19 protein-coding genes and 1 pseudogene are annotated in these 22,545 nt (G+C 62.2%); 7 read left to right on the forward strand and 13 right to left on the reverse strand.

Features of this window, described 5'->3' with window-relative positions:
* Window positions 1–57 precede the first annotated feature (57 nt).
* Window positions 58–624, forward strand: coding sequence for a PAS domain-containing protein (locus ABZ728_RS17470; RefSeq protein WP_366657526.1), 567 nt, complete (start codon window positions 58–60; stop codon window positions 622–624).
* Window positions 625–739: 115 nt separating this feature from the next.
* Here ABZ728_RS17470 and rplS read toward each other — a convergent pair whose 3' ends face one another.
* From rplS to ffh, 5 genes are all read right to left on the reverse strand, one after another.
* Entirely contained in the window at window positions 740–1,120 is a 381-nt protein-coding gene (gene rplS / locus ABZ728_RS17475; RefSeq protein WP_366657756.1) for a 50S ribosomal protein L19, read from the reverse strand.
* A 94-nt stretch (window positions 1,121–1,214) separates the two neighbouring features.
* Window positions 1,215–2,027, reverse strand: a complete 813-nt coding sequence (trmD, locus tag ABZ728_RS17480) for a tRNA (guanosine(37)-N1)-methyltransferase TrmD (protein WP_366657527.1) — start codon at window positions 2,025–2,027, stop codon at window positions 1,215–1,217.
* On the reverse strand, window positions 2,024–2,596 hold the full coding sequence (rimM, locus tag ABZ728_RS17485; RefSeq protein ID WP_366657528.1) for a ribosome maturation factor RimM: 573 nt from the start codon (window positions 2,594–2,596) through the stop codon (window positions 2,024–2,026). The genes trmD and rimM overlap by 4 nt, the downstream gene beginning before the upstream one ends.
* A 44-nt stretch (window positions 2,597–2,640) precedes the next feature.
* Entirely contained in the window at window positions 2,641–3,027 is a 387-nt protein-coding gene (rpsP, locus tag ABZ728_RS17490) for a 30S ribosomal protein S16 (RefSeq protein WP_366657529.1), read from the reverse strand.
* Between the two features lie 93 nt (window positions 3,028–3,120).
* A complete protein-coding gene (gene ffh / locus ABZ728_RS17495; protein WP_366657530.1) occupies window positions 3,121–4,524 on the reverse strand; it encodes a signal recognition particle protein in 1,404 nt (467 codons plus the stop codon).
* Window positions 4,525–4,910: 386 nt separating this feature from the next.
* Between ffh and ABZ728_RS17500 the strand changes: the two genes are divergently transcribed.
* Entirely contained in the window at window positions 4,911–6,800 is a 1,890-nt protein-coding gene (locus tag ABZ728_RS17500) for an SEL1-like repeat protein (RefSeq protein ID WP_366657531.1), read from the forward strand.
* Window positions 6,801–6,814: 14 nt separating this feature from the next.
* On the opposite strand, the gene ABZ728_RS17505 is transcribed toward ABZ728_RS17500, so the two are convergent.
* From ABZ728_RS17505 to ABZ728_RS17515, 3 genes are all read right to left on the reverse strand, one after another.
* A complete protein-coding gene (locus ABZ728_RS17505) occupies window positions 6,815–7,771 on the reverse strand; it encodes a 4-(cytidine 5'-diphospho)-2-C-methyl-D-erythritol kinase (protein ID WP_366657532.1) in 957 nt (318 codons plus the stop codon).
* 68 nt (window positions 7,772–7,839) lie between these two features.
* Window positions 7,840–9,681, reverse strand: a complete 1,842-nt coding sequence (locus tag ABZ728_RS17510) for a tetratricopeptide repeat protein (protein WP_366657533.1) — start codon at window positions 9,679–9,681, stop codon at window positions 7,840–7,842.
* 291 nt (window positions 9,682–9,972) lie between these two features.
* On the reverse strand, window positions 9,973–11,628 hold the full coding sequence (locus tag ABZ728_RS17515) for an electron transfer flavoprotein-ubiquinone oxidoreductase (RefSeq protein WP_366657534.1): 1,656 nt from the start codon (window positions 11,626–11,628) through the stop codon (window positions 9,973–9,975).
* 129 nt (window positions 11,629–11,757) lie between these two features.
* Between ABZ728_RS17515 and ABZ728_RS17520 the strand changes: the two genes are divergently transcribed.
* The 4 genes from ABZ728_RS17520 to ABZ728_RS17535 all read left to right on the forward strand — a co-directional run bounded on the left by ABZ728_RS17520 (window position 11,758) and on the right by ABZ728_RS17535 (window position 16,488).
* Window positions 11,758–12,711 (forward strand): uracil-DNA glycosylase, encoded by a 954-nt coding sequence (locus tag ABZ728_RS17520; RefSeq protein WP_366657535.1) that lies wholly within the window; start codon window positions 11,758–11,760, stop codon window positions 12,709–12,711.
* A gap of 171 nt (window positions 12,712–12,882) precedes the next feature.
* Window positions 12,883–14,802: a lytic transglycosylase domain-containing protein gene (locus ABZ728_RS17525; protein WP_366657536.1), complete on the forward strand. Its 1,920-nt coding sequence runs from the start codon at window positions 12,883–12,885 to the stop codon at window positions 14,800–14,802.
* Entirely contained in the window at window positions 14,789–15,319 is a 531-nt protein-coding gene (moaB, locus tag ABZ728_RS17530) for a molybdenum cofactor biosynthesis protein B (protein WP_366657537.1), read from the forward strand. Before ABZ728_RS17525 ends, moaB begins: the two co-directional genes overlap by 14 nt.
* A gap of 65 nt (window positions 15,320–15,384) precedes the next feature.
* Window positions 15,385–16,488 carry a PA0069 family radical SAM protein gene (locus ABZ728_RS17535; RefSeq protein ID WP_366657538.1) on the forward strand — a complete coding sequence of 368 codons (1,104 nt, stop codon included), beginning with the start codon at window positions 15,385–15,387 and terminating at the stop codon, window positions 16,486–16,488.
* A 28-nt stretch (window positions 16,489–16,516) separates the two neighbouring features.
* On the opposite strand, the gene ABZ728_RS17540 is transcribed toward ABZ728_RS17535, so the two are convergent.
* Window positions 16,517–16,849, reverse strand: a complete 333-nt coding sequence (locus tag ABZ728_RS17540) for a 2Fe-2S iron-sulfur cluster-binding protein (RefSeq protein ID WP_366657539.1) — start codon at window positions 16,847–16,849, stop codon at window positions 16,517–16,519.
* A 31-nt stretch (window positions 16,850–16,880) separates the two neighbouring features.
* A complete protein-coding gene (locus tag ABZ728_RS17545; protein ID WP_366657540.1) occupies window positions 16,881–17,966 on the reverse strand; it encodes an NAD(P)/FAD-dependent oxidoreductase in 1,086 nt (361 codons plus the stop codon).
* A 346-nt stretch (window positions 17,967–18,312) separates the two neighbouring features.
* Between ABZ728_RS17545 and ABZ728_RS17550 the strand changes: the two genes are divergently transcribed.
* Window positions 18,313–19,455 (forward strand): COX15/CtaA family protein, encoded by a 1,143-nt coding sequence (locus ABZ728_RS17550; protein WP_366657541.1) that lies wholly within the window; start codon window positions 18,313–18,315, stop codon window positions 19,453–19,455.
* Between the two features lie 89 nt (window positions 19,456–19,544).
* Here ABZ728_RS17550 and ABZ728_RS17555 read toward each other — a convergent pair.
* The 3 genes and pseudogenes from ABZ728_RS17555 to ABZ728_RS17565 form a co-directional block, all read right to left on the reverse strand.
* A pseudogene (locus ABZ728_RS17555) lies at window positions 19,545–20,302 on the reverse strand (IS5 family transposase).
* A gap of 168 nt (window positions 20,303–20,470) precedes the next feature.
* Entirely contained in the window at window positions 20,471–21,001 is a 531-nt protein-coding gene (locus tag ABZ728_RS17560) for a LysE family translocator (protein ID WP_366657542.1), read from the reverse strand.
* A 638-nt stretch (window positions 21,002–21,639) separates the two neighbouring features.
* Window positions 21,640–22,395: an IS5 family transposase gene (locus ABZ728_RS17565; RefSeq protein WP_366657543.1), complete on the reverse strand. Its 756-nt coding sequence runs from the start codon at window positions 22,393–22,395 to the stop codon at window positions 21,640–21,642.
* Window positions 22,396–22,545: the final 150 nt, after the last annotated feature.

Below are 22,545 nucleotides of genomic sequence, written 5' to 3' on the forward strand. Positions count from 1 at the left end.
TAATACCTGCATGCGGCCAACAGCATAAACAATTCGAAAAAACAAAGGGTCGGAAGAATGATCAGCGCCAGCCCCATCGCACTATCAGAGGTGACGGCCCGGCCGCTGGCAGCGGGCCTCAGATACTGGCTCTCGAAAAGAAGCGCCGACGGACAACCGCCCCGACGGCAGGATATCGATCCGATCGAAATTCCGTCGGTACTGCCCTATATCGAGTTGACGGACGTCATCGACGAAGGGGCAGATCTGCGCTTTCGCCTCGTCGGGACCCATCTGGTCGATATCGATAGCGTGAACCCGACCGGTCAGTATCTCAGCAACTTCTTCCAGGTTCCATCCTATCGACGCTATCAGTTCCAGCTCTACCGCCACGTCATTGAAAACAGGGTGCCGCTTTATTCCCGCAGCGTCATGCCACTGGTGGAATCGAACAGCATCTTCCGCACCGAACGACTGTATTGCCCGCTGGTGGATGACCGCGGCATCGTCGACTGCATCATCAATTTTCAGATCTGCAAGGGTCTGGAGGCGGGAACCGTAACGCTGGAAATGGCCTATGACCCGACGCGCGGCGAAGGGATGGTCGCGGAAATCGACACCAGTGCCGATCAGCTGCCGCGCTGACGGCTATTGATTGAATCCGAATCATCCACCCGGTCGGAGTAAGCCAGAGAAAACCCCCGCCGGCCAACGCCGACGGGGGTCCCCATTATCGATATCGGGCAGGTGCCGATCGCGATCAGCCTGCCTTCTTGACGCGGGGCTCGCGCTTTTCCTTGATGCGGGCCGACTTGCCGCGGCGTCCGCGCAGGTAGTACAGCTTCGCGCGCCGGACATCACCGCGCCGGACGACGACCAGACTGTCGATCCGGGGGCTGTATAGCGGGAAGACGCGCTCGACGCCCTCGTTGTAGGAAATCTTGCGTACCCGAAAACTGCTGTTGATGCCGTCGCTGTGCCGCGAAATGCACACGCCTTCGAAGGCCTGCACACGCTCGCGCGTTCCTTCGACGACTTTCACATTCACACGGACGGTATCACCCGGTCCGAATTCAGGAATCGGCTTGCCGTCGGTCAGCTTGGCAATCTGCTCGGCTTCGAGCGTCTGGATAATATTCATGGCTTGCAGCCCCTCTTGTTCTGAGATCCGGTCGATAGGATGACGTGCCACCGCCATCGTCGCCGGTCCCGATCCGTCGCAACGCTTCCAGCGGTCACCGGCGCTTCCGACGGACGTCGGAAGGTCCATAGACCGAGGCCCGGTATCGACGCCACAATTCCGGGCGCCGTTCGCGGGTTAAACGCTCCGCTTCCATACGCCGCCACCGTGCCACTCGCCCGTGATCACCCGAGACGAGAACTTCCGGTACCGGCCATATGTCACCGTCCGGACCGACCCATTCGGCCGGACGGGTAAACTGGGGATATTCCAACAGGACGGCGTCGCCGTTCCCCGAAGATTCCCCGAAACTTTCTTCTGTCGCGCTCGCCGCGTTGCCCATGACCCCCGGCAAAAGCCGGATGACACTGTCGAGCATCATAAGCGCCGCAAGTTCCCCGCCGGAGAGAATGAAATCTCCGATACTGACGTCTTCGGCGCCATGAGCGTCGAGCACGCGTTGATCAACACCTTCGTAGCGGCCGCACAGGATGATCACACCCGGCTCATCGGCCAGCTGGCGCGCGAATGCCTGATCGAACACCCTGCCACGCGGCGAGGTATAAATAAGGCGCCGCCCCACATTGCCGGGCGAATCGCCACCTGCACCGGTACCGGTACCAACAAAGCGCAAAGCTCGATCGAGCACATCGGCCCGCAGCACCATCCCCGCGCCGCCGCCAAACGGCGTATCGTCAACGCGGCGGTGTTTATCACCCGCGAAATCGCGAATGTCCACCGTTTCCAGCGTCCATGCCGCGTCATTTTCGGCCCCAGCACCGGCTAAAGACCGCCCGGCAAGAGATTCGCCCAATGGGCCCGGAAACATATCCGGGAAAAGACTGAGCACCGTTGCCCGCCACGTCATCCCTGCCGCTCGCCCGACATGGCCGAAGACTCAGCAGTATCGGGAGCGCTGTCCTCGTCGCCGGTCATCGGCGGAGGGTCAACGACGATGAGACCGCCGGGAACGTCAACCTGCGGCACAGACTGGCGGGTAAAGAGGACGAAGACCGTTTCGCCGTCCGGTTTCTCGATTTCCAGTACGTCGCCGGCACCGTGATTGGCGATACCGCGCACACGGCCGAACGGCGAGCGGTCGGGAAGAAGAGCCGACAGGCCGATCAAATCATGATAATAGAACGAATCATCATCATCGGGCGGCGGCAACCGGTCACGAGGCACCCAGAGCCGCGTGCCCCGCAATTTTTCCGCCGCCGTCCGATCACCAACCCCTTCGATCGACGCGATCCACGCCCCCTTCGACCAGGACTTCAGGTCGATATCGAACCGGCGGCTGCCAGTGGCATCGGTCGGCGACCCATAGGCCAGAACACCGTCCGGCTCTTCGGTGAATGGGCGAATCCGCACGAGCCCCCGAACGCCGTGGGTCGCACTGATCTCGCCAACGCAGACAAGTTCCGGCTTGTCCGTCACGACGTCCACCTCCGGTCAGCGCCCGCCCCATTCCGACCGCATGATTACGCCTCGGCTTCCGATTTGGCGTCTTCGGCAGCCTTTTCAGCGGCCTTACGGGCTTCCTCAGCCTCCTTGAGCCGTTCCTGTGCCTTGGCCTTCGGAGTCGCCTTCTTGGGCTGTTCGGCATAAGTCCGCTTGGCGACGAGACCAGCCTCGGCCAGAAAACGGTAAACGCGATCGGTCGGCTGGGCGCCGGTGCCAAGCCATGCGCGGACCCGCTCTTCGTTCATGACGACGCGCTCGGCGCTGTCCCTTTCCGCCATCGGATTGTAATACCCAAGACGCTCGATGAAGCGTCCGTCACGCGGCGAGCGGCTGTCGGCGGCAACGATATAGTAAAACGGGCGCTTCTTGGCACCGGCACGGGCCAAACGAATCTTGACTGACATTGTATCTTTCTCTTGGCTATTGGTGGCTTGACTCGACAGGAACGCGAAACGGCGCCCCTTTCCCCTAAACTTTAATCTGCTCTACCCTGCACACTACTTGAACCCCGGAGGCAGCATGCCGGGCGGCAACCCACCGGGTGGCATCATTCCGGGCGGCAGCCCGCCCTTCATGCCCTTTTTCCCGGCCTTCTTGACCTTTTTCATCATGTCCGTCATCTGCTGATGCTGTTTCAGCAGGCGGTTGACGTCCTGCACCGTGGTGCCCGAGCCCTTGGCGATCCTGATCTTCCTTTTCGCCTGGATAAGCTTGGGATTGCGGCGTTCGCCGGGTGTCATCGAACCGATGATCGCCTCCTGCCGTACGAGCACCTTCTCGTCGACATTGGCGTTGTTCATCTGCTGTTTCATCTTACCGATGCCCGGCAGCATGCCGAGCAGGCCGGAAACGCCGCCCATCTTGCGCATCTGCTGAAGCTGCGAGCGCATGTCTTCCAGATCGAACGTGCCCTTCTGGACCTTGCGCGCGAGTTTCTCGGCTTCGTCGGCTTCGAAGGATTGCTGGGCCTTTTCCACCAGGCTGACGACATCGCCCATGCCCAGAATACGGTTGGCAATGCGGTCGGCATGAAACGCTTCCAGCGCATCGACGCCTTCGCCGACGCCCATCAGCTTGATCGGCATGCCGGTGACCGAGCGCATCGACAAGGCAGCGCCGCCACGGCTGTCGCCATCGACCCGCGTCAGAACGATGCCCGTGACGCCGACTTTTTTATGGAAGTTGTCGGCCGTGGTGACGGCGTCCTGCCCGGTCATGGCGTCAGTGACCAGCAGCGTCTCGACCGGCTTGACGGCGTCACGCACCGCGGCGACCTCGGCCATCAGCTCCATATCGATGGAAAGCCGTCCGGCGGTATCGAGAACGACGACGTCGAAACCTTCCAGCGTGGCCGTTTGCATGGCACGCTTGGCAATATCAACCGCCTGCTGACCGGCGACGATCGGCAGCGTCCTGACCTCGGCCTGCTCACCCAGCACCTGAAGCTGTTCCATGGCGGCCGGACGCCGGGTATCCAATGACGCCAGCAGAACCTTCTTGTTGTGGCGCTGGGTAAGGAAGCGGCCGATCTTGGCGGAGGTGGTCGTCTTGCCCGAGCCCTGCAGGCCGACCATCAGGATCGGCACCGGCGGCACGGCGGTCAGATTGATCGGCGGACCGGCATCGGCGCCTTCGGGCCCGCCGAGCATTTCGACAAGATTGTCGTGCACAATCTTGATGACCTGCTGACCCGGCGTCACCGAACGGGTAACTTCGGCCCCGACCGCCCTATCCTTGACCTTTTTTATGAACTCCTTGACGACCGGCAAGGCGACGTCGGCCTCAAGCAGGGCGACGCGCACCTCGCGCATGACGGCGGCGACGTCGTCATCGCTCAGCGCACCGCGCTTGCGCAGTCGGTCGAAAATCTCGCCGATTCGTCCTGACAGCCCATCGAACATGGTTCGGTCTACCCGTACTGATCGTCACTATCCCGCCACACAAACGCGTCACACCACATAATGCGACTGCCATGGCCCCAAACAGCTTTGCGCCAGTGCGCGATTCTCGCGGACTGGCGGAGCCTTTCGGCCGGTCTGGCGTCCCGAAGCGGGATTGAGGACGCGAACATTAGGGCCGCAGCAGATGAGTGTCAACCAGCGAGGCCAGTGCACTGAAATTGGTGTCACCGAATGCCTGACACCTGCCGTCGTTTTGGGCACGATGGGTCAGGCCGTGAGGCTGGATCGTTGCGATCAGTTCATCGTGAGACTACCAATGGATCGACCGGGCGACCAGGACCCGTTTCAGGCCCATAGTCAGTATAGTTGTGCCAGGATTGCATTGAATGACCGATGACCGCCGAGTGCCGCCCCCACTGCGATCCAGCAGCGAAAACAGCCGCGATGGCCTCGGCTATGCACGGGAAGCCGGCGCCGATCACGATGAATCGCCGCCCGCGCCGAGGGAAACACCGGCGCCGACAGTGGAAACCAGGGCACAGGACCCCTCGCCCCGCGAGATCATGGCTATGCTCGAAGAACTGGGCTCGCGTCTCGATCGGGTGGAGACCCGCCTGAACACTGCGCTGTCACGCAGAAAGCCGGACAACCGCGCCCGGCCGGCTCCGGCACCGATCACACAACCATCCGGTCGGGCCGATCCGCCTGCCCCGGCGGCTCCTACTCCCGGCCCGTCCCCTGACCCCGAGCTTGGGCCCGCACCAGAACCCACAGCAGCACGACCCGGGCCAAGGGCCGGATCGACCCACGGCCTGCGTGGATTGATGAAGGATCGCAGGGCGGCCGACCGCGTCACCCGGGCGCCCGGGCTGCGGACGCCGATAGCCCCCGCTCCGGGGGTTTCGGCACCTTCGGCGCCGGCGCCCGCGGCCACACCCGGCGAGCCTTCGTCCACCTACTATGCGACCCGGCGCGAGCCGACGCGGCGCAAACGCGGCCGTCTGCTATTGCCGCTCCTGGTGCTGATCGCGCTGGCGGGCGGCGGATGGTGGATCATGGCTGACCGTCCGTCGATGGAAGAGATCGTCGACGAGGCATTCATGCAACTCGACCGCGTCTTCTATGGCCCTGCCGACGGCGCCACCGACACGGCCCCGGAGGACGTCGTCTCAGACACGCCGGATGACGACCCGTTCGAAAGCGACCCGTCGGCGGCCGATACAAGAACCGCCGGGGCCGGCGGGTCGGCCGGGCGAGCCTCGTGGACACCGGCCTCATCGAGCGGTTCGGGGGCTGGGGCTGGGGGGGCCGGGCCCGGAGAAGGAGCGGATGCCGATCCGGCGGAAGCGCAAACCGTCGACGCCGTCAACCAGGGGCCGGCCATCGAAGCCGCTCCCAGAGACCCGGTCGGAACCCAGCCGCTTTCCTCGCGCGACGACGATCTGGCGGCGGCGGCGAACCTGCCTGGTGACGCACCGGAGACGCTGCAGACCCTGGCACGCCGGGCGACGAACGGCGATGCCGATGCGCAGCACGATCTGGCCACCGCGTTCGCGTTGGGCCAGGACATCCCGCAGGATCTCGAGCGCGCCGTTTTTTGGTATCGCCAGAGCGCGGAGGCCGGCATCGCCAATGCTCTCTACAACCTCGGCGTCCTCACCCGCGACGGTCTTGGCCGCGATGCCTCAGCCGAAGAGGCGGCGGACCTGTTCCGGCGGGCGGCGGAACGCAATCATCCCGATGCTCAACTCGCCCTCGGCCGCATGCAACTCGCGGGACGCGGCGTTGACCAGGATCCGGTACAGGCCGCCGGCTGGTTTCAGGCGGCAAGCGCCAGCGGAGAACCGCGCGGCGCGCTCGAACTCGGCCGGCTGTTCGAGTCCGGCCTTGATGGTGCGGCGGACACCGCCGCTGCCGCCGGTTGGTACCGGATCGCAGCGGAAGCCGGAAACGAGGAAGCAGAAGCGGCACTCGAACGACTGGTCGGCGAGGAACGGCAGACGCCGCAGGCGCCGGAGAATGCGCCGTCCATATCCGACCTGCCGGACGCTGTCCCGCCGACGAATGCCGAACCGGTCAGCGACTCCCAATCCGTTGCCCGGATCCAGGAACTGCTGGCCGCATTGAATTACGATCCAGGTCCCGCCGATGGCGTCATGGGCGACCTGACACGAAACGCAATCGAGGCATTCCAGGAGGAATACAGCTTGCCGGTGACGGGCGAGCCCAGCCGGGGTCTGATCGAGGACCTTGAGCACGCGCGATCGCTGGAATGACACTTTGCCCGGGCCTAAAGCACCGAGCCCGCCCGGCACCACCAACCGGGGCTTTCGCGGGAGATCGCCGCTGCGGCCAAATTGGCGTGGTTGCCATTATCGAAGAGGCCGAAACAGGTCGCCCCGCTGCCGGAAACGCCGGCATGTACCAGACCGGGTCGTTTCTGAAGCGACCGAATGACGACACCGATCTCGGGGCAGATTGACATTGCCGCCTCGGCCAGGTCATTGCGGTTCGACGATATCGCCGACATCAGTTCCGGTGCCTGGGCCCCTGACCTGACGCCTGTCCCGGACTCCATGATATCCGGACGGCGCGTCGGCGCACTGAACGGGCCCGTGCGCGCCTTGAAAACGTCTGGCGTTGATACCGGGACACCAGGATTGACCAGCACCAACGCGGCTCCCGACAACATCGGGCCCGGTTCCAGTTCCTCGCCGATACCCGATACATAGGCGGCCTCCGAGGCGACGCACATCGGAATATCAGCCCCCAACCCGGCGATCCGGTCACGATCCTCTGCCGTCAAGGTCAGATGCCACAGATGTTGCAAGCAGCGGATAACGGCGGCTGCGTCGGCAGATCCGCCGCCGATCCCGGCAGCCACCGGCAGATTTTTCTTCAGATGAATGGCAAGGGGCGATCGGTGGCGTCCGGCCCGTTCCGCCATCAGATCCGCAGCCCGCCAGACCAGATTCTCGGACGGTGCCGACGGAACGTCCGCCCCAAAGGGGCCAGTGACCCGGAACGTTGGCGTCGCAGCGGGACTCACACGCACCTCGTCCGCCACCGACGTAAAAGCGACCAGACTGTCCAGCCAATGGAAACCGTCGTCCCGGCGGCCCGTGATCCGGAGCCACAGATTCACCTTTGCCGGTGCGAGACATGCAACCGCCCCGCCGCCAACGGGCCGCGGGGCAACGGCCAGCCCGTCGCTGGCGAGGGGTGCTTCCACGAGGGTCAGGTCCACGCTTTCGGATCCAGGGTTCGGATCGCCAGGTTTCGGGGGACGGATGCGACGATAGAAGTCGGGCTGCCCTAACGCAGGGTCGGGCCGTCCTGATCGGCATCGCCGGTGGCCACGCGATCGGCCACAACTCCGGTCTCGTCCAGACCGTCGGCGAGTTTCCCCTCGATCGTTGCCGCCAGGTCCGGATCGTCGTCGACATGCTGCAGCGCGCGCCGCCACTGATAGCGGGCCTCGCGCTCGCGGCCAACCATCCAGTAGGCGTCACCGAGATGGTCGTTTACGGTGGCATCTGCCGGCAGCAACTCCACCGCGCGTTCAAGCCAGGATACCGCCTGATCCATCCGGCCGGTACGGAAATAAACCCATCCGACGCTGTCGATAATGTAGCCGTCATCGGGCTCCAGCTCGATCGCCCGGAGCAACAGATGTTCCCCCTCGTCGATATTGATGCCCCGGTCAATCCACGAATAGCCGAGATAATTCAGCAGATGCCCATGGGTTCCGTTCAGAGCCACCGCCCGTTGCAAGTCGCGTTCAGCTCGTTCCCAGCGATCAGCGCGTTCCAGCGCCATTCCGCGACGGTACAGGAACGACCAGTTCTCGGTCTCAAGATCGGGAGAGATCTCCGCCGTCCGGTCATAGGCTTCGACGGCCGCATCGAATTGCCGGTCGATGCGCTTCAGGTCGCCGATCAGGAACGGAATTTCCGGTCGGCCCGGATAGTCGTCTTCCAGCGCGTTGAGGAAATCGATGGCATCGCCACGCCGGTCCAGCCGATCCATCATCCGCGCAGCGGACAACCCGGCCGACAGATTGAGGGGACTGTCGGGATCGACTGACTCGAATACGTTCAGAGCCAGATTGTGATCACCGCGTTCGGTCAGCATCTCGCCAAGCAGGATGCGGGTGATATCAGAGTCGGGGCGGAGGCGCAGCGACCATTGAACATAGGGCAGCGCAAGATCAGCCACCCCTTCGGCATTCAGCGCCGTTGCCAGATGGAACAGCGCCTCGGCCAGCCCCTCTTGAGGATCGGTCGCAATTTCACCACCGCGCTTTGCTTCGACAACGATCGGCTCATCGGCCGGCGCGCGCTCCTCCGGCAATACCCCGAAGGCGTCCTCGTACAGCGCCTCGAACGCTTCGTTCTCTCCAGCCTCGCGGTAGAGGCGCCCCAGAGCCTGGATAAGGCGACCGGGTGCGGCTTCGGCACCGACACGCTCGATCGTCCGCTCATAGGTGGCTCGTGCGGAATCCGGCCGTCCCGCAACCTCAAGCAACAGGCCTTCCTGCAGTTCCACGAGCGTTTCCATGCCGCGCCGCTCCTGAAGCGGCGACAGCCGGGCAATCGCCCGTTCGACATCGTCCTGGCTCAGCGCCAGCCACGCGGACACGACGGGCACTACGACCGTGGAGAGGCCCATCGGATTCATGGCATCCAGATAGTCCAGTCCCTTCTGGAAATCTCCGGATTCTGCGGCGGCCAGCGCCAGAGCCATTGCCGACATATGGTCTGTGGGGTCGACGGCATTGAGTGCCGAGGCCAACGGCAAAGCCCGGTCGATCTCGCCTACTGCCATCGACAGTACAAAAGCCCGGTGCATAAGATAGCCGTTACGCCCGTGCCGCTGAAAGGCTGCGTACATATAGTCGGCGGACCGGCGCAGATCATCCTGTCGGCTTGCATGGGCAGCTGCGAGATAGGAACCGGTCAGGCCGCCATACCGAAGATCGTGACCGGCGCCCGGAAGCAGCACGCGCCCCGCGTTGTCCGATGCGAATGCCGGCCTGACACCCAGATCGGCGCCGGTCGGCAGCACGATTGCGCTGGAGGCGGCCATCATCGAGCCGAGTGCCAGACGCACGACCCGGCGCTGGAATCGCGGAAGAAATCGTTTTGATCGGGCCATCCCGGTCTCCCACCTGGACAATTCGGCGAAGGACCCACCCACCGCCACAAGGATCGCGATACTCAGAATAACGCAGTCTCGGCCATTGCGCCAGAGATCAAAGGCTGTGCAGTTTCATACCTTTGGGCCAAAGTCTTCATGCCCGAGGCCCCAGCCGACCATAACGATGGGATGGGGTTATGTCATAGTCAAGGCGGCACGCCGCGATGGGTCAAGGCGGCATGCCACGATGGCTCAAGGCGACACGCCGCGAAGGGTCAAGGCGAGGGGACAGGGCAATTCGTCGGACGGCTACATGTTCGGGTAATTCGGTCCGCCGCCACCTTCAGGCACTGTCCAATTGATATTCTGGCGTGGGTCCTTGATGTCGCAAGTCTTGCAGTGAACGCAATTCTGGGCATTGATCACGAACCGCGCTCCGCCGTCATCTTCATCGCGGACGACCTCGTACACGCCGGCCGGGCAATATCGCTGGGCCGGCTCGTCATAGACCGGCAGGTTGTGCGCGATCGGTATTTCCGGGTCGGCCAGCTTCAGGTGGGAAGGCTGGTTTTCCTCGTGGTTGGTGTTTGAAAGAAAAACTGACGACAGGCGATCGAAGGTGAGAACGCCATCGGGTTTGGGATAGTTGATCCTGGCCGATTCCGACGCTGGGCGCAGCGTCTCATGGTCCTCGTGCTTGTGATGGAACGTCCACGGAACCTTGCCGCGCAACCAGAGATCCAGCCCCGAATATGCCGTGCCGAGCGCCATTCCCCATCGGAACGACGGTCTGCTATTGCGCACAGCATAGAGCTCGTCGGCAATCCAGCTGTTGTCATAAGCGCTCTGATAGCGGTCCAGGGGCGCCGGCGTTTCTCCGGCAAGCCCGGCGTAGCAGGCTTCCGCGGCCAGCATTCCCGATTTCATCGCCGTATGGCTGCCCTTGATCTTTGGCACGTTGACGAATCCGGCCGAGCAGCCGATCAGCGCACCACCGGGAAAAACGAGCTTCGGGACGGACTGATAGCCGCCTTCGTTAATTGCTCGGGCGCCGTAGGACACGCGCCTTGCGCCTTCGAAATACGGCTTGATGTCGGGGTGCGTCTTGAACCGGTTGAACTCGCCAAACGGATAAAGATACGGATTGGCATAATCCAGGCCGACAACGAAGCCGATCGCGCAGAGGTTTTCCTCCAGGTGGTACATGAAGCCACCGCCATAAGTATCCGACTCCAGCGGCCAGCCGAAGCCATGCATGACCAGTCCCTGACGGTGTCTGGCGGGATCGAGTTCCCACAATTCCTTGATGCCGATGCCGTAGGTCTGCGGATCGCGTCCGTCACGCAACCCGAATCGGGCGATTGCTTCTTTCGAGAGCGAGCCGCGGACCCCTTCCGCCAGCAGCGTATAAGTTCCGTGGAGTTCGACACCCGGCGTATGGTTCGCGGTCGGCTCGCCGTCCTTGCCAATTCCCATATCGCCGGTCGCGATGCCGCGCACAGTGCCGTCTTCGTCGTACAGCAGTTCGGCGGCGGCAAATCCGGGGTAGATCTCGACCCCCAGCGCCTCGGCCTGCTCGGCCAGCCAGCGGCAGAGATTGCCCAGCGAAATGATGTAGTTGCCGTCATTGTGCAATTCGCCTGGCAGTGCGAATCCGGGCATCTTCATCGATCCGCTCTCGGTGAAGATGCGGAACTCGTCCTCCTGGACCGGTGTGTTGATCGGAGCACCCCGTTCCTGCCAGTCGGGGATCAATTCGTTCAAAGCGCGGGGCTCCAGCACGGCGCCGGACAGGATATGAGCGCCGACCTCCGCGCCCTTTTCGACGACACAGACGGATATTTCCCGGCCTTGTTCGGCTTCGAGCTGTTTCAGGCGAATCGCCGCGCCCAGACCAGCCGGCCCGGCCCCGACTATCACCACGTCGTACGCCATCGACTCCCGTTCTACTGCCATATCCACCATCCGTTCGTGCCGTTGTCGCCTCGCGCGTTCGGGGCGCGTCCCGGTCCGGTGGCCGCCGCAGCAGCCTTTCCGTCATCCAATACGTCGTTCGGTCGCTCTCCCGAGCCGCACTGTGGTACCCTAATTCCCATGGAGACCGCAAATCCGCAACAGATCGCCGCCCTTCTGGACTGGTATCGTCTGGTCGGCGTCGACGAGACCGTCAGCCCCGAACCGATCGACCTGACCAGGGACGGGCTCTGGCAGGCACCGCCGGATTCGCTGCTGGCGCCGGTCCGGCGCGCGGCGCCGGAACCGCCCGTACGTCCATCACGGGAAGCACCGGGACATGCAGTGCCCCCGTCCGCACCGGCTGCCAGTGCCGGGCGCGGACCGTCATCGGCACAGGCTGCCGCCTCCCCCGGCGCGCCGGCCGGTGGCGGCGCGCCGCTGCTGGGGGAGCGCGAAACCATAGAATCCGCGCGTACGGCGGTACAGGAAGCTGAAACCCTCGACGACCTGCGCGAGCGATTTCAGGCATTCGATGGGTGCCCACTGCGGCGCACGGCTACGAATTTCGTCTTTGCCGACGGCAACCCGGATGCCGATTTGATGATCATCGGCGAAGCGCCGGGCGAAGACGAGGATCGACAGGGCAAGCCGTTCGTCGGCAAGGCCGGACAATTGCTCGACCGTATGCTGGCGGCGATCGGCCGGAACCGGCAGTCGGCCTATATCAGCAATATCCTGCCGTGGCGGCCGCCAGGCAACCGGACGCCGTCGGCCGCCGAGATCGCCACCTGCCTGCCCTATATCCAGCGTCACATCGCATTGAAGCGACCCCGCGTCGTCGTCTTCGCCGGAGGCATCTCCGCCAAGGCACTCCTCGACACAAGCAGGGGGATCACGAAACTGCGGGGGCGATGGACGACAATTGCCGTGCCGGGGGCCGAGGCGCCGATTCCCGCCATGCCACTGTTCCACCCGGCATATCTGCTCCGCCAGCCGGCACAGAAACGCCTGGCCTGGCGCGATCTTCTCATGGTCGACAAGGCACTAAGTGAGATGAATAACGGGTCGCAACCCCCTGACGCCACGTCGTGAATCATGGCGCAGTGGCGGTTTTCCCCCCGGCACGCGGTCACACTGTGACCGGAATGTGAGCCCCCGTCCCTTGCCTCCGGCACCGAATCGGTTTATGCAACCGATATGTCGGAAATACAACTAAAAGTCGACAAAAGGCCCCTCGGCACGACAACCCGCAGCAGGACCGCAGTGGCGCCGCCCCTCTTCCGCCGCCTGTCCGCCCGTCTCGTGCCTGGGGTCTGGCCCGGAAACTGGCCCGGAAACTGGCCCGGAGACTGGCCAGGGATCTGGCCGGCATTTGTAGCCGCGGCCGCCCTGACGCTTTCGTCTTCTCCGGCATTGTCCATAGACGACTACGCCGAGCCGGATCACGTTATTGCGGACATCTTCGAGGCCGCCGCAAGCGATGCGCCGACGGCGGTTTCGGTCCTGATGGACAGGGGCGATGTCCGCCGCTATCGGGCAATCTTCGACCTCCAGTCACGCGGCCGCCTGGCCGTCGCCGACCAGATCATCGGCCGTCTGAGCGACCGCCGCCTGATGGGCCATGTCCTTTTTCAACGGTATATGCATCCCGAAGCGGATAATGGGGCCGATGAAGTGGATTACCCGGCGCTGGCTGGCTGGCTTGGTCGCTATGGCGATCATCCCGGCGCCACACGGCTCCATCGGCTGGCCGAAGAGCGGCGCGGCGACCATCCTGCGCCGTCGACACCGGATTCCGGCGGACGTCTTTGGGGAACGGTGGAAGCATTCGGTGTCGAAGCCTGCGAGATACCGCCGGAATCGGGCATAGAACGCAACGCCCGTCGTCATGTCCTCGATCTGGTCGGCCGCACGAGGCCGACGGCGGCGCTTGAATGGCTGGTCCGGCCGGATCACGCGGCCGTGCTGTCCCAAACGGTCCGCGACCGCGCTCGGGCGGACATCGCGGCCGGGTACCTGCACGCGGGATATCCCCGGCGCGCGCTGACCGAAGCTGTTCGCGCTGCCGAACAATCCGGCGAACAGGCGCCGCGGGGTCTGTGGATCGCCGGTCTTTCGGCCTGGGAACTGAACGACCGCCAGTCGGCGGGGGAATGGTTCCGGCAATTGGCCTCGGCCGCCTGTGCGAATGCATGGCAGCGGACCGCCGGGGCATTCTGGGCGGCACGCGCCCACGACGCCCAAGACGACCCACAGGGCCGCGAGCAATGGCTGGCTGTGGCGGCAAGCTATCCATACACATTCTATGGCATCGTGGCCCGCCGGATGCTTGGCCTCGACACGCCGTTTTCTTTCGATTCGCCCGACCTTTCAGGTACGCATCTGGCGCTGGTCAATGCCACGCCGCGGGGGCACCGGGCCATCGGGCTGCTTCAGGTGGGATTGACCGACCTCGCCGCCCGTGAACTGAGCACGCTTGTCGCCCAAAGTCCGTCGGGCGCGGTCAGGGATGGTGTCGTCGCCATCGCTCAGGAAAGCCAACTGGCGGCTTTGTCGCTGTATCTGGGCGGGGCGGTAACACCCGAGGAAGAAGCGCTGTTCGACGGCGCCCTCTATCCGATTCCGGCATGGGATCCACCCGGCGGATACTACATCGACCGGGCACTGATCCTGGCCACCATGCGTCAGGAAAGCCGCTTCGACCCGGACGCGGTCAGTCATGCCGGTGCCACGGGGCTGATGCAGCTCATGCCGGCGACAGCCGATGCCATGGCCCGTCGGCACCTCGACATGTCGACCCATGCCGCCGGCAATCTGGAACTGACAGATCCCGGTCTTAATGTCGGCCTGGGTCAGGCCTATTTCCGCCAGCTCATGGCAACCGACAGGATCGGCGACGACCTGATCGGCATGATCGCGGGCTATAATGCCGGGCCCGGAAACCTGCGCCGGTGGCAAGCGGCGTTCGAGGGCGGGAACGATCCGTTTCTGTTCATTGAAAGGATACCGGTGCGGGAAACGCGCAATTACGTAAAGCAGGTTCTGTCGAACTTCTGGATCTATCGGAGCCGGCTGGGACAGCCTTCGCCCTCGCTCGACGCCATTGCCCGTTTCGATCGTCCGAGGTATAGCGGACTGGATACAACTGTCACCGAGGTTGCGGCAGATCATGGCGCCAATTGACGAGACGATCCCGTTCCTGCCCGTTCGCATCGCATTGCTGACCATTTCCGACAGCCGTGATATGTCATCCGACCGGTCGGGGGCGACGTTGCGCGAGCGGGTCGAAGCTTCCGGTCACATCGTCGCCGAGCAGAGCATCGTGCCCGACGACAGGCCGACCATCGCCGCAGCGTTCCGAAAATGGGCCGCGTCCCCCGACGTGGATGTCGTCATCTCCACCGGCGGCACCGGCGTGACAGGCCGCGACGTAACGCCCGAGGCGCTCAGTGACGTGGCGGAAAAGATGATCGATGGCTTCGGCGAGCTGTTTCGCTGGCTGAGCTACAGCAAGATCGGCACCTCGACCGTTCAAAGCCGTGCCTGCGCCGGCGTCTTGAACGGCACCTATATCTTCTGCGCGCCGGGTTCGCCATCGGCCTGCCGCGATGTCTGGGACGGCATCCTGAAGGAACAACTCGACATCCGTCATCGCCCCTGCAATTTCGTCGAGTTGCTGCCACGCCTCAGGGAACGCTGAGCATTCCGGCGCGAGGCCGTTTTCGTTCTTGATATGTTCGACTCTGCGGCGCATCATCGGCTATCATGACAAAGACGATGGACGGCCCGAACGGGTATTCCCGGCATACGGTCAAGGCACGGGGGGCGGTGGCAAATGTCTCTCACCGCTATACCGTGCTTGATTCCACGGCATTCGACGACGGCTGGGATCGAACATCTTGGGACGACGACGCGCCGCCCCCGCTGCAGACTCATGTAGGGATCGATCATGCGAAATCCATCATCAGCCGAAACCAGTCTCCGGATGTGCCATTCGACCGGTCGGTGAATCCGTATCGGGGCTGCGAGCATGGCTGCGTCTACTGCTTTGCCCGGCCCAGCCACGCCTATCTCGACCTCAGCCCCGGCCTGGATTTCGAGACCCGCCTGTTCCAGAAGCCCGACGCCGCCCGTCTTCTGCGCGCTGAACTTGGCAAAAAGGGCTACACGCCGTCGACAATCGCAATCGGCGCCAATACCGATCCCTATCAGCCGATCGAGCGGCGCCTGGAACTGACGCGCGGCTGTCTGGCGGTTCTCAGCGATTGCCGGCATCCGGTTTCCGTCATCACCAAATCAGCCCTCGTCGAGCGCGATATCGATCTGCTCTGCGAACTGGCACGCGACGATCTGGCGACTGTCTGCCTATCGATCACGACGCTGGATCGGTCGCTGGCGCGCATCATGGAACCGCGGGCTGCGACCCCGGCACGGCGGATCGAAACGGTCCGGCGGCTTTCTGCTGCGGGGATACCCGTTTTCGTGCTGGTGTCGCCGATCATCCCCTTCATCAACGACCATGAAATCGAAGCGATCGTCCGCGAGGCCAGCGCGGCCGGTGCGGTTGGCGCGAACGCGCTTCTCGTCAGGCTGCCCCATGAGGTCGCACCGATTATGGAGGCGTGGCTGCGTCAGCATTTTCCCGATCGGGCGGATCGGGTCCTGAACACACTGCGCGGCGCGCGCGGCGGCCGATTGAACGACCCGCGCTTCGGCAGTCGGATGCGCGGCGAGGGTCCGATGGCGGAAATGATCATGGCGCGCTTTCGCAAGGCCCGCGACAAGTCGGGCCTCGGCACCCGGCGCTGGGAACTGCGCACGGATCTGTTCACACCGCCGGGCAGCCAGAGCCAGTTGTCATTGTTCTGATGGGGTGGGCGGATTCCGGGCGCTGCGGCTACAGGTCCGACGGCGCCAGGGTCAGCTTCAGGCCGTTCAACTCCGGGTTGAACAGCAACTGGCAGGAGAGCCTGGAACTGTCCTCGACCTCGAACGCATCGTCGAGCCGCTCCAGTTCCTCGTCGCGCGGCTCAAACAGGCGCCCGGTCCATTCGTCATCGACATAGACGTGGCAGGTTGCGCAGGCGCAGGCGCCGCCGCATTCGGCCTTTATCGCCAGGCCATGGTCGCGGATGATTTCCATGACCCGCCAGCCCTCGACCGCCGCCAGCTTGTGTTCAACACCTTCATGGTCGGTGACCATGATGAAATAGTCTTGCTCTGCACTCATGTCCGCACCCTGCGCCCGGCCGTGATCCGGCCTATGCAACCCCCAGCTTTTTCTGAAGGTTGGTGGACGACGTCGTATATTCGAATCGCAGGCGCTTGTCGGGATGGATGAGGCGGAATGCGGCCTGCGCCATCAGCGCCCCTTCGTGGAATCCGGAAAGGATGAGCTTCAGCTTGCCGGGATAGCTGTTGATGTCGCCGATGGCAAAAATACCCGGTACATCGGTTTCGAACTTCTCGGTATCCACCGGGATCAGATTCTCATTCAGATTGATCCCGAAATCGGCCACCGGCCCCAGTTTCATGGTCAGCCCGTAAAACGGAAGCAGGGCCTCGCAGTCAACCGAATATTCGCCGTCTTCCTTGCTCTTGAGCCGGACGCCGCTCAACCGGCCGTCCGCCCCCTCAAGGTCGGTAATCTGGGCGACCTTGAAGTCCATTCTTCCGGCCGCGACGAGATCGCGCATCTTGTTGACCGAATCCGGCGCCGCGCGGAAATCGTCCCGCCGATGCACAAGAGTGACGTGTTTTGCTACGTCATTCAGTGCCACCGTCCAGTCGAGGGCGCTGTCACCGCCACCGGCGATCACGATCTTCTTGTCGCGGAATTTTTCCACCCTCCTGACCGCATAGAAGACGCTCTCGTCTTCGTATTCCTCGATCCCCTTGATCGGCGGCCGCTTTGGCTGGAAGCTGCCGCCGCCGGCGGCGATCACCAGGACCGGCGCCGTCAGCGTGGTGCCCTCGTCCGTCGTCAATTGCCACCGGCCGTCGTCGCGTTTGATCAGCGAGATTGCCATCTGACCCAGATGGAACGTTGGCGAGAACGGCTTGATCTGTTCCAGCAGCCGGTCGGTCAGTTCCTGGCCGGTGCAATAAGGCAGGGCCGGAATGTCGTAGATCGGCTTTTCCGGATAAAGCTCGGCGCATTGTCCGCCCGGCTTGTCCAGGATATCGACCAGATGCGATTTCAGATCGAGCAACCCCAGTTCAAACACCGCAAACAGGCCCACCGGCCCGGCGCCGACAATGATGACATCCGTCTCGTGCTCGCCACCCGGTTCGGTGGCAGGAACCGGCGACTGGCTGAGTGACTGTGGGTCGATCTGGCTGTTCATTATTCGAAATCGTCCATATTGCGACACGTTACAGGGTGAAACAGGAACCCGGGCTTTTGTGGATACCGACACCCGAACGCTAACCGTCGGCGGATAAAACGGCAAGGAATGGCCGACCTGCAGTCAGCGGATACGTACAAAGCGTGGTGTGTATAAACTACATATTTCCAGTCTTCAACGGTAAATTATCCAATTCCATCACGCGAACACCGGAATTGGGGCCTGCGACAGGCGGACGGTTTGACCCCGGTGCCGGAGGACGGCATATAAGCAGCCGGGCGGCGCGTTTAAACCCGCAGGCTTGCCCCCAACAACGCGCCCGCCAGGAACGAAGGGACATTCGACCGTGGCCACTATCGAACGCCGCTCCCTGATGCCCATCGCCGCCGATGCGCAAGGTGAAGCTCTCTCGACCGGCACGCGCCGCGCGATCACTGCGTGGCTGCTGGTTACCGCCGCTGCGGTGCTGATCATGGCCGTGATCGGCGCGATCACGCGGCTGACCGGCAGTGGCCTCAGCATGGTCGAATGGCGCCCGCTGATCGGCGCCATTCCGCCCCTGACCGATGCCGAGTGGCAACGGGTATTCGATCTCTACCGACAGTCGCCGGAATATCGCGTCGTCAATGCCGGAATGTCGCTGGACGATTTCAAGTTCATCTTCTTCTGGGAATGGTTTCATCGATTGTGGGGCCGGATGATCGGCGTCATCTTCGCAGTTCCGCTGGCATTCTTCTGGCTGACCGGACGTTTGAACGGACGACTGAAATGGGCCTTGAGCGGGCTGTTGGTACTGGGCGCGCTCCAGGGTGTCATGGGATGGGTCATGGTAATGAGCGGCCTGGTCGACCGGCCGTCGGTGAGCCACTATCGCCTTGCCGCTCATCTCGGCCTCGCCTTCGCCGTCTTCGGCCTGCTGCTGGCGCTGGCGCTATCAGTGCTTCGGGGTCAACGGCGAATCGGCGTCGACGAGACGGGTCTGCTGGGTCATGCCTGGACGGCGCTGGCGCTGCTGAGCATTACCATTGTCTATGGCGCGTTCGTCGCCGGCATGGATGCGGGGCTTTCCTATAACACCTTCCCCCTGATGCAGGGCCGGATCCTGGCCGGCGACGCCCTCGCTTACAGCCCGCTCTGGGTCAATTTCTTCGAGAACATGGCGATGGTGCAATTCGTCCATCGCTGGCTGGCGGTCGGCACCGGGATTGTGATTATCGCCTTGTGGTGGCGCGGGAGGACAAGACCGCTGAATTCGGCAAGCCGCACCGCACTCGGGTTGTCAGCAGCCACGGTTGCCGTTCAGATCGCCCTCGGCATCACGACGCTGTTGCTTGTCGTGCCGCTGACCATCGCCACGCTACATCAGGCCGTCGCCTTTGTACTGGTCGGCGCCCTAGTCTGGACCGTGTTCGAGCTGACCCACGACCGGACGGCGATGCTGGCCCATACCGTCGCCGACCACGCCGCCCCTGCGACAAGGGCGGTGTGAGCCTCTCGTCTTCTTTTGGAAGGGACCAGAGGACAGCGCCGCAGAGCCCCAAGCCCCGGACGCTATGCGGCTGCTTTGCGGGCCGAGACTCATAACCAGTAGCTGGCAATGGCGGCAATCTGGACGGCAGCCAGAAAGTTGACGGCGAGGCGATCGTATCGAGAGGCAATGCGGCGGAAATCCTTCAACCGCCCGAACAAGCGCTCCACAGCGTTGCGGCTGCGGCACAGGTAGGGCGAGAAGCAGCTTTTCCAACGGCGATTGACCCTGGACGGGATGTTGGGCGCCGCGCCTCTGGCTTCGATTTTCCGTCGCACGGCGTTGGTGTCGTAGCCCTTGTCCCCGTGCACCAGGTCGACGGTCGTCATCTCGTCCAGCAGCCTGTCGGCGGCCCTGCAATCAGCCACTTGCCCACCGGTCAGCAGAAAGGCGACGGGGCGGCAGGCCGTGTCGGTCAGGGCGTGGATCCTGGTGGTCCGCCCGCCGCGCGACCGACCGATTGCCTGACTCCGCTCCCCCCTTTTCCGCCGGAGGCGCAGCGGTGCGCCCTCACGGCTGAACTGTCGATCAGTAACTCGGCCGGTGGGCCATCGGCTGTCGCCAGCGCATGGAACATGTTGGCCCAGACGCCTTCGGCGGCCCACCGCTGAAACCGGTTGTAGAGGGTCTTGCGCGGGCCGTAGAGCACGGGTGCATCCTTCCATCGACAGCCGGAGATCAGCACATGGATAATCCCGCCGATCACCCGCCGGTCATCGACTCGCGGCTTGCCTCGGGTATCCCGTGGCAACAGCGGTTCAAGCCGCGAAAACTGCTCGTCGCTCAGCCAGAAATAGCCTTGATCCATCAATGATCTCCCTTCGGAGTCATTGAATCAAAACATCGCCGCCGGGGGAATCCCCTTTATGGGTCCTGGCCCTAGGAGAAAGTTGTATGCGCTGCCGTAGCAATTGCAAAGACAATCATTGCCAACCCACTGAGTACAGTAATGAGTCTTCCACCAGGAGAGTCCTCCCTACACCCTGCTATGCGAATAGCAATGTAGCCATATGCCGCCATTATGAAAATTCCTATCAAGCACTGAATGGAAAATAATAATAGAAACTGTTGATATATATAGATAGAATACAATGAATTGGGTGTAGAACGACGTATAAAATACGATCATTTTAGGGTTCAGTATGTCGATTATAAATCCCTCTGCAAAGCGACTATTTAGGATTACTTCATTATCTCTAGTGGTTTTTGACCCTATCACCCTTATTGCAGATATTAACATTTGATATCCAAGGTAGATCAGGTAGATGGCGCCTGCCATCTGGATCGGAGATTTCAAAGTCGGGAATGAATCAAAGAAGGCCGAAACACCTAACCACGCTGCAAGCGCCCAGATTAGATTGGCAACCACTGCGCCAAGATAGGTTGGAAACACTGAGCTATAACCATATCGGACAGCATTTCTCATGGTTAACGCCATAAGGGGGCCAGGCGTCGCAATTAAAAGCGATATTATCACAACATAAGTGAGCAACAGTGAAATAATCATGATAGTTTCCGTGGTCATCGTTGAGAATGGCGATCTTTTCTTTTTTCTTCTCAAACTAGTTCCGCGATTGAAGCAATCTTCGGCCGGCGCCAAAGCAGATCCACCTGACGATTTAACTCGAAGGTTTTGTTAATCGCTTGGACGATTAAGATCTATTGAATAGAATGGCTCATGATGGCAAATAAATTAGAAATCTGTGCAAGTTTTTCTTCTTTAAAAATATTATTCCAAATATATACTATGTTGTTCGATAATTTTCCGTCGCTGCATATTTAAAGTTTATCTGACTCATTCGTCTTGTGCGAGAACTAACGTAGCATCCTCACATCAGCCTTACCGTTGCTGCTCTTAGGAATTTCTTCAAGAAACTTAAAATCCCTTGGTACCGCAATAGCGGGTAGGCAATCAAGCATAAAGGTGCGAATTTTGGCAGTCATCTGAGTTGTGTTCAAATTTCATACACCATTGGTGAGTAGACAATAAGCAATTAGATTGAAAGAATCTCGTGTGGGCCGCATTACGTCAATGACGCAACTTTGAATAAGAGGATGGGGCCGGACGGCTTCCGCAACTTCAGCGACCTGGACACGCTCGCCGCCCAGATTGAGGCAATCGTCTCCACGGCCTAGGGCCGAGACTCATAACCAGTAGCTGGCAATGGCGGCAATCTGGACGGCAACCAGAAAGTTGACGGCGAGGCGATCGTATCGAGAGGCAATGCGGCGGAAATCCTTCAACCGCCCTAACATGCGCTCCACAGCGTTGCGGCTGCGGTACAGGTAGGGCGAGAAGCAGCTTTTCCAACGGCGATTGACCCTGGACGGGATGTTGGGCGCCGCGCCTCTGGCTTCGATTTTCCGTCGCACGGCGTTGGTGTCGTAACCCTTGTCCCCGTGCACCAGGTCGACGGTCGTCATCTCGTCCAGCAGCCTGTCGGCGGCCCTGCAATCAGCCACTTGCCCACCGGTCAGCAGAAAGGCGATGGGGCGGCAGGCCGTGTCGGTCAGGACGTGGATCCTGGTGGTCCGCCCGCCGCGCGACCGGCCGATTGCCTGACTCCGCCCCCCTTTTCCGCCGGAGGCGCAGCGGTGCGCCCTCACGGCTGAACTGTCGATCAGTAACTCGGCCGGTGGGCCATCGGCTGTCGCCAGCGCATGGAACATGTTGGCCCAGACGCCTTCGGCGGCCCACCGCTGAAACCGGTTGTAGAGGGTCTTGCGCGGGCCGTAGAGCACGGGTGCATCCTTCCATCGACAGCCGGAGATCAGCACATGGATAATCCCGCCGATCACCCGCCGGTCATCGACTCGCGGCTTGCCTCGGGTATCCCGTGGCAACAGCGGTTCAAGCCGCGAAAACTGCTCGTCGCTCAGCCAGAAATAGCCTTGATCCATCAATGATCTCCCTTCGGAGTCATTGAATCAAAACATCGCCGCCGGGGGAATCCCCTTTATGGGTCCTGGCCCTACTCCGGGGCTCACAATTCCCACGATCTCGTTGCCCGTGTGGACCCCTGTGTGTCGCGCTTTTGCTATCATGATGGG

It is taken from the genome of Fodinicurvata sp. EGI_FJ10296, assembly GCF_040712075.1.
GTDB lineage: Bacteria > Pseudomonadota > Alphaproteobacteria > DSM-16000 > Inquilinaceae > JBFCVL01.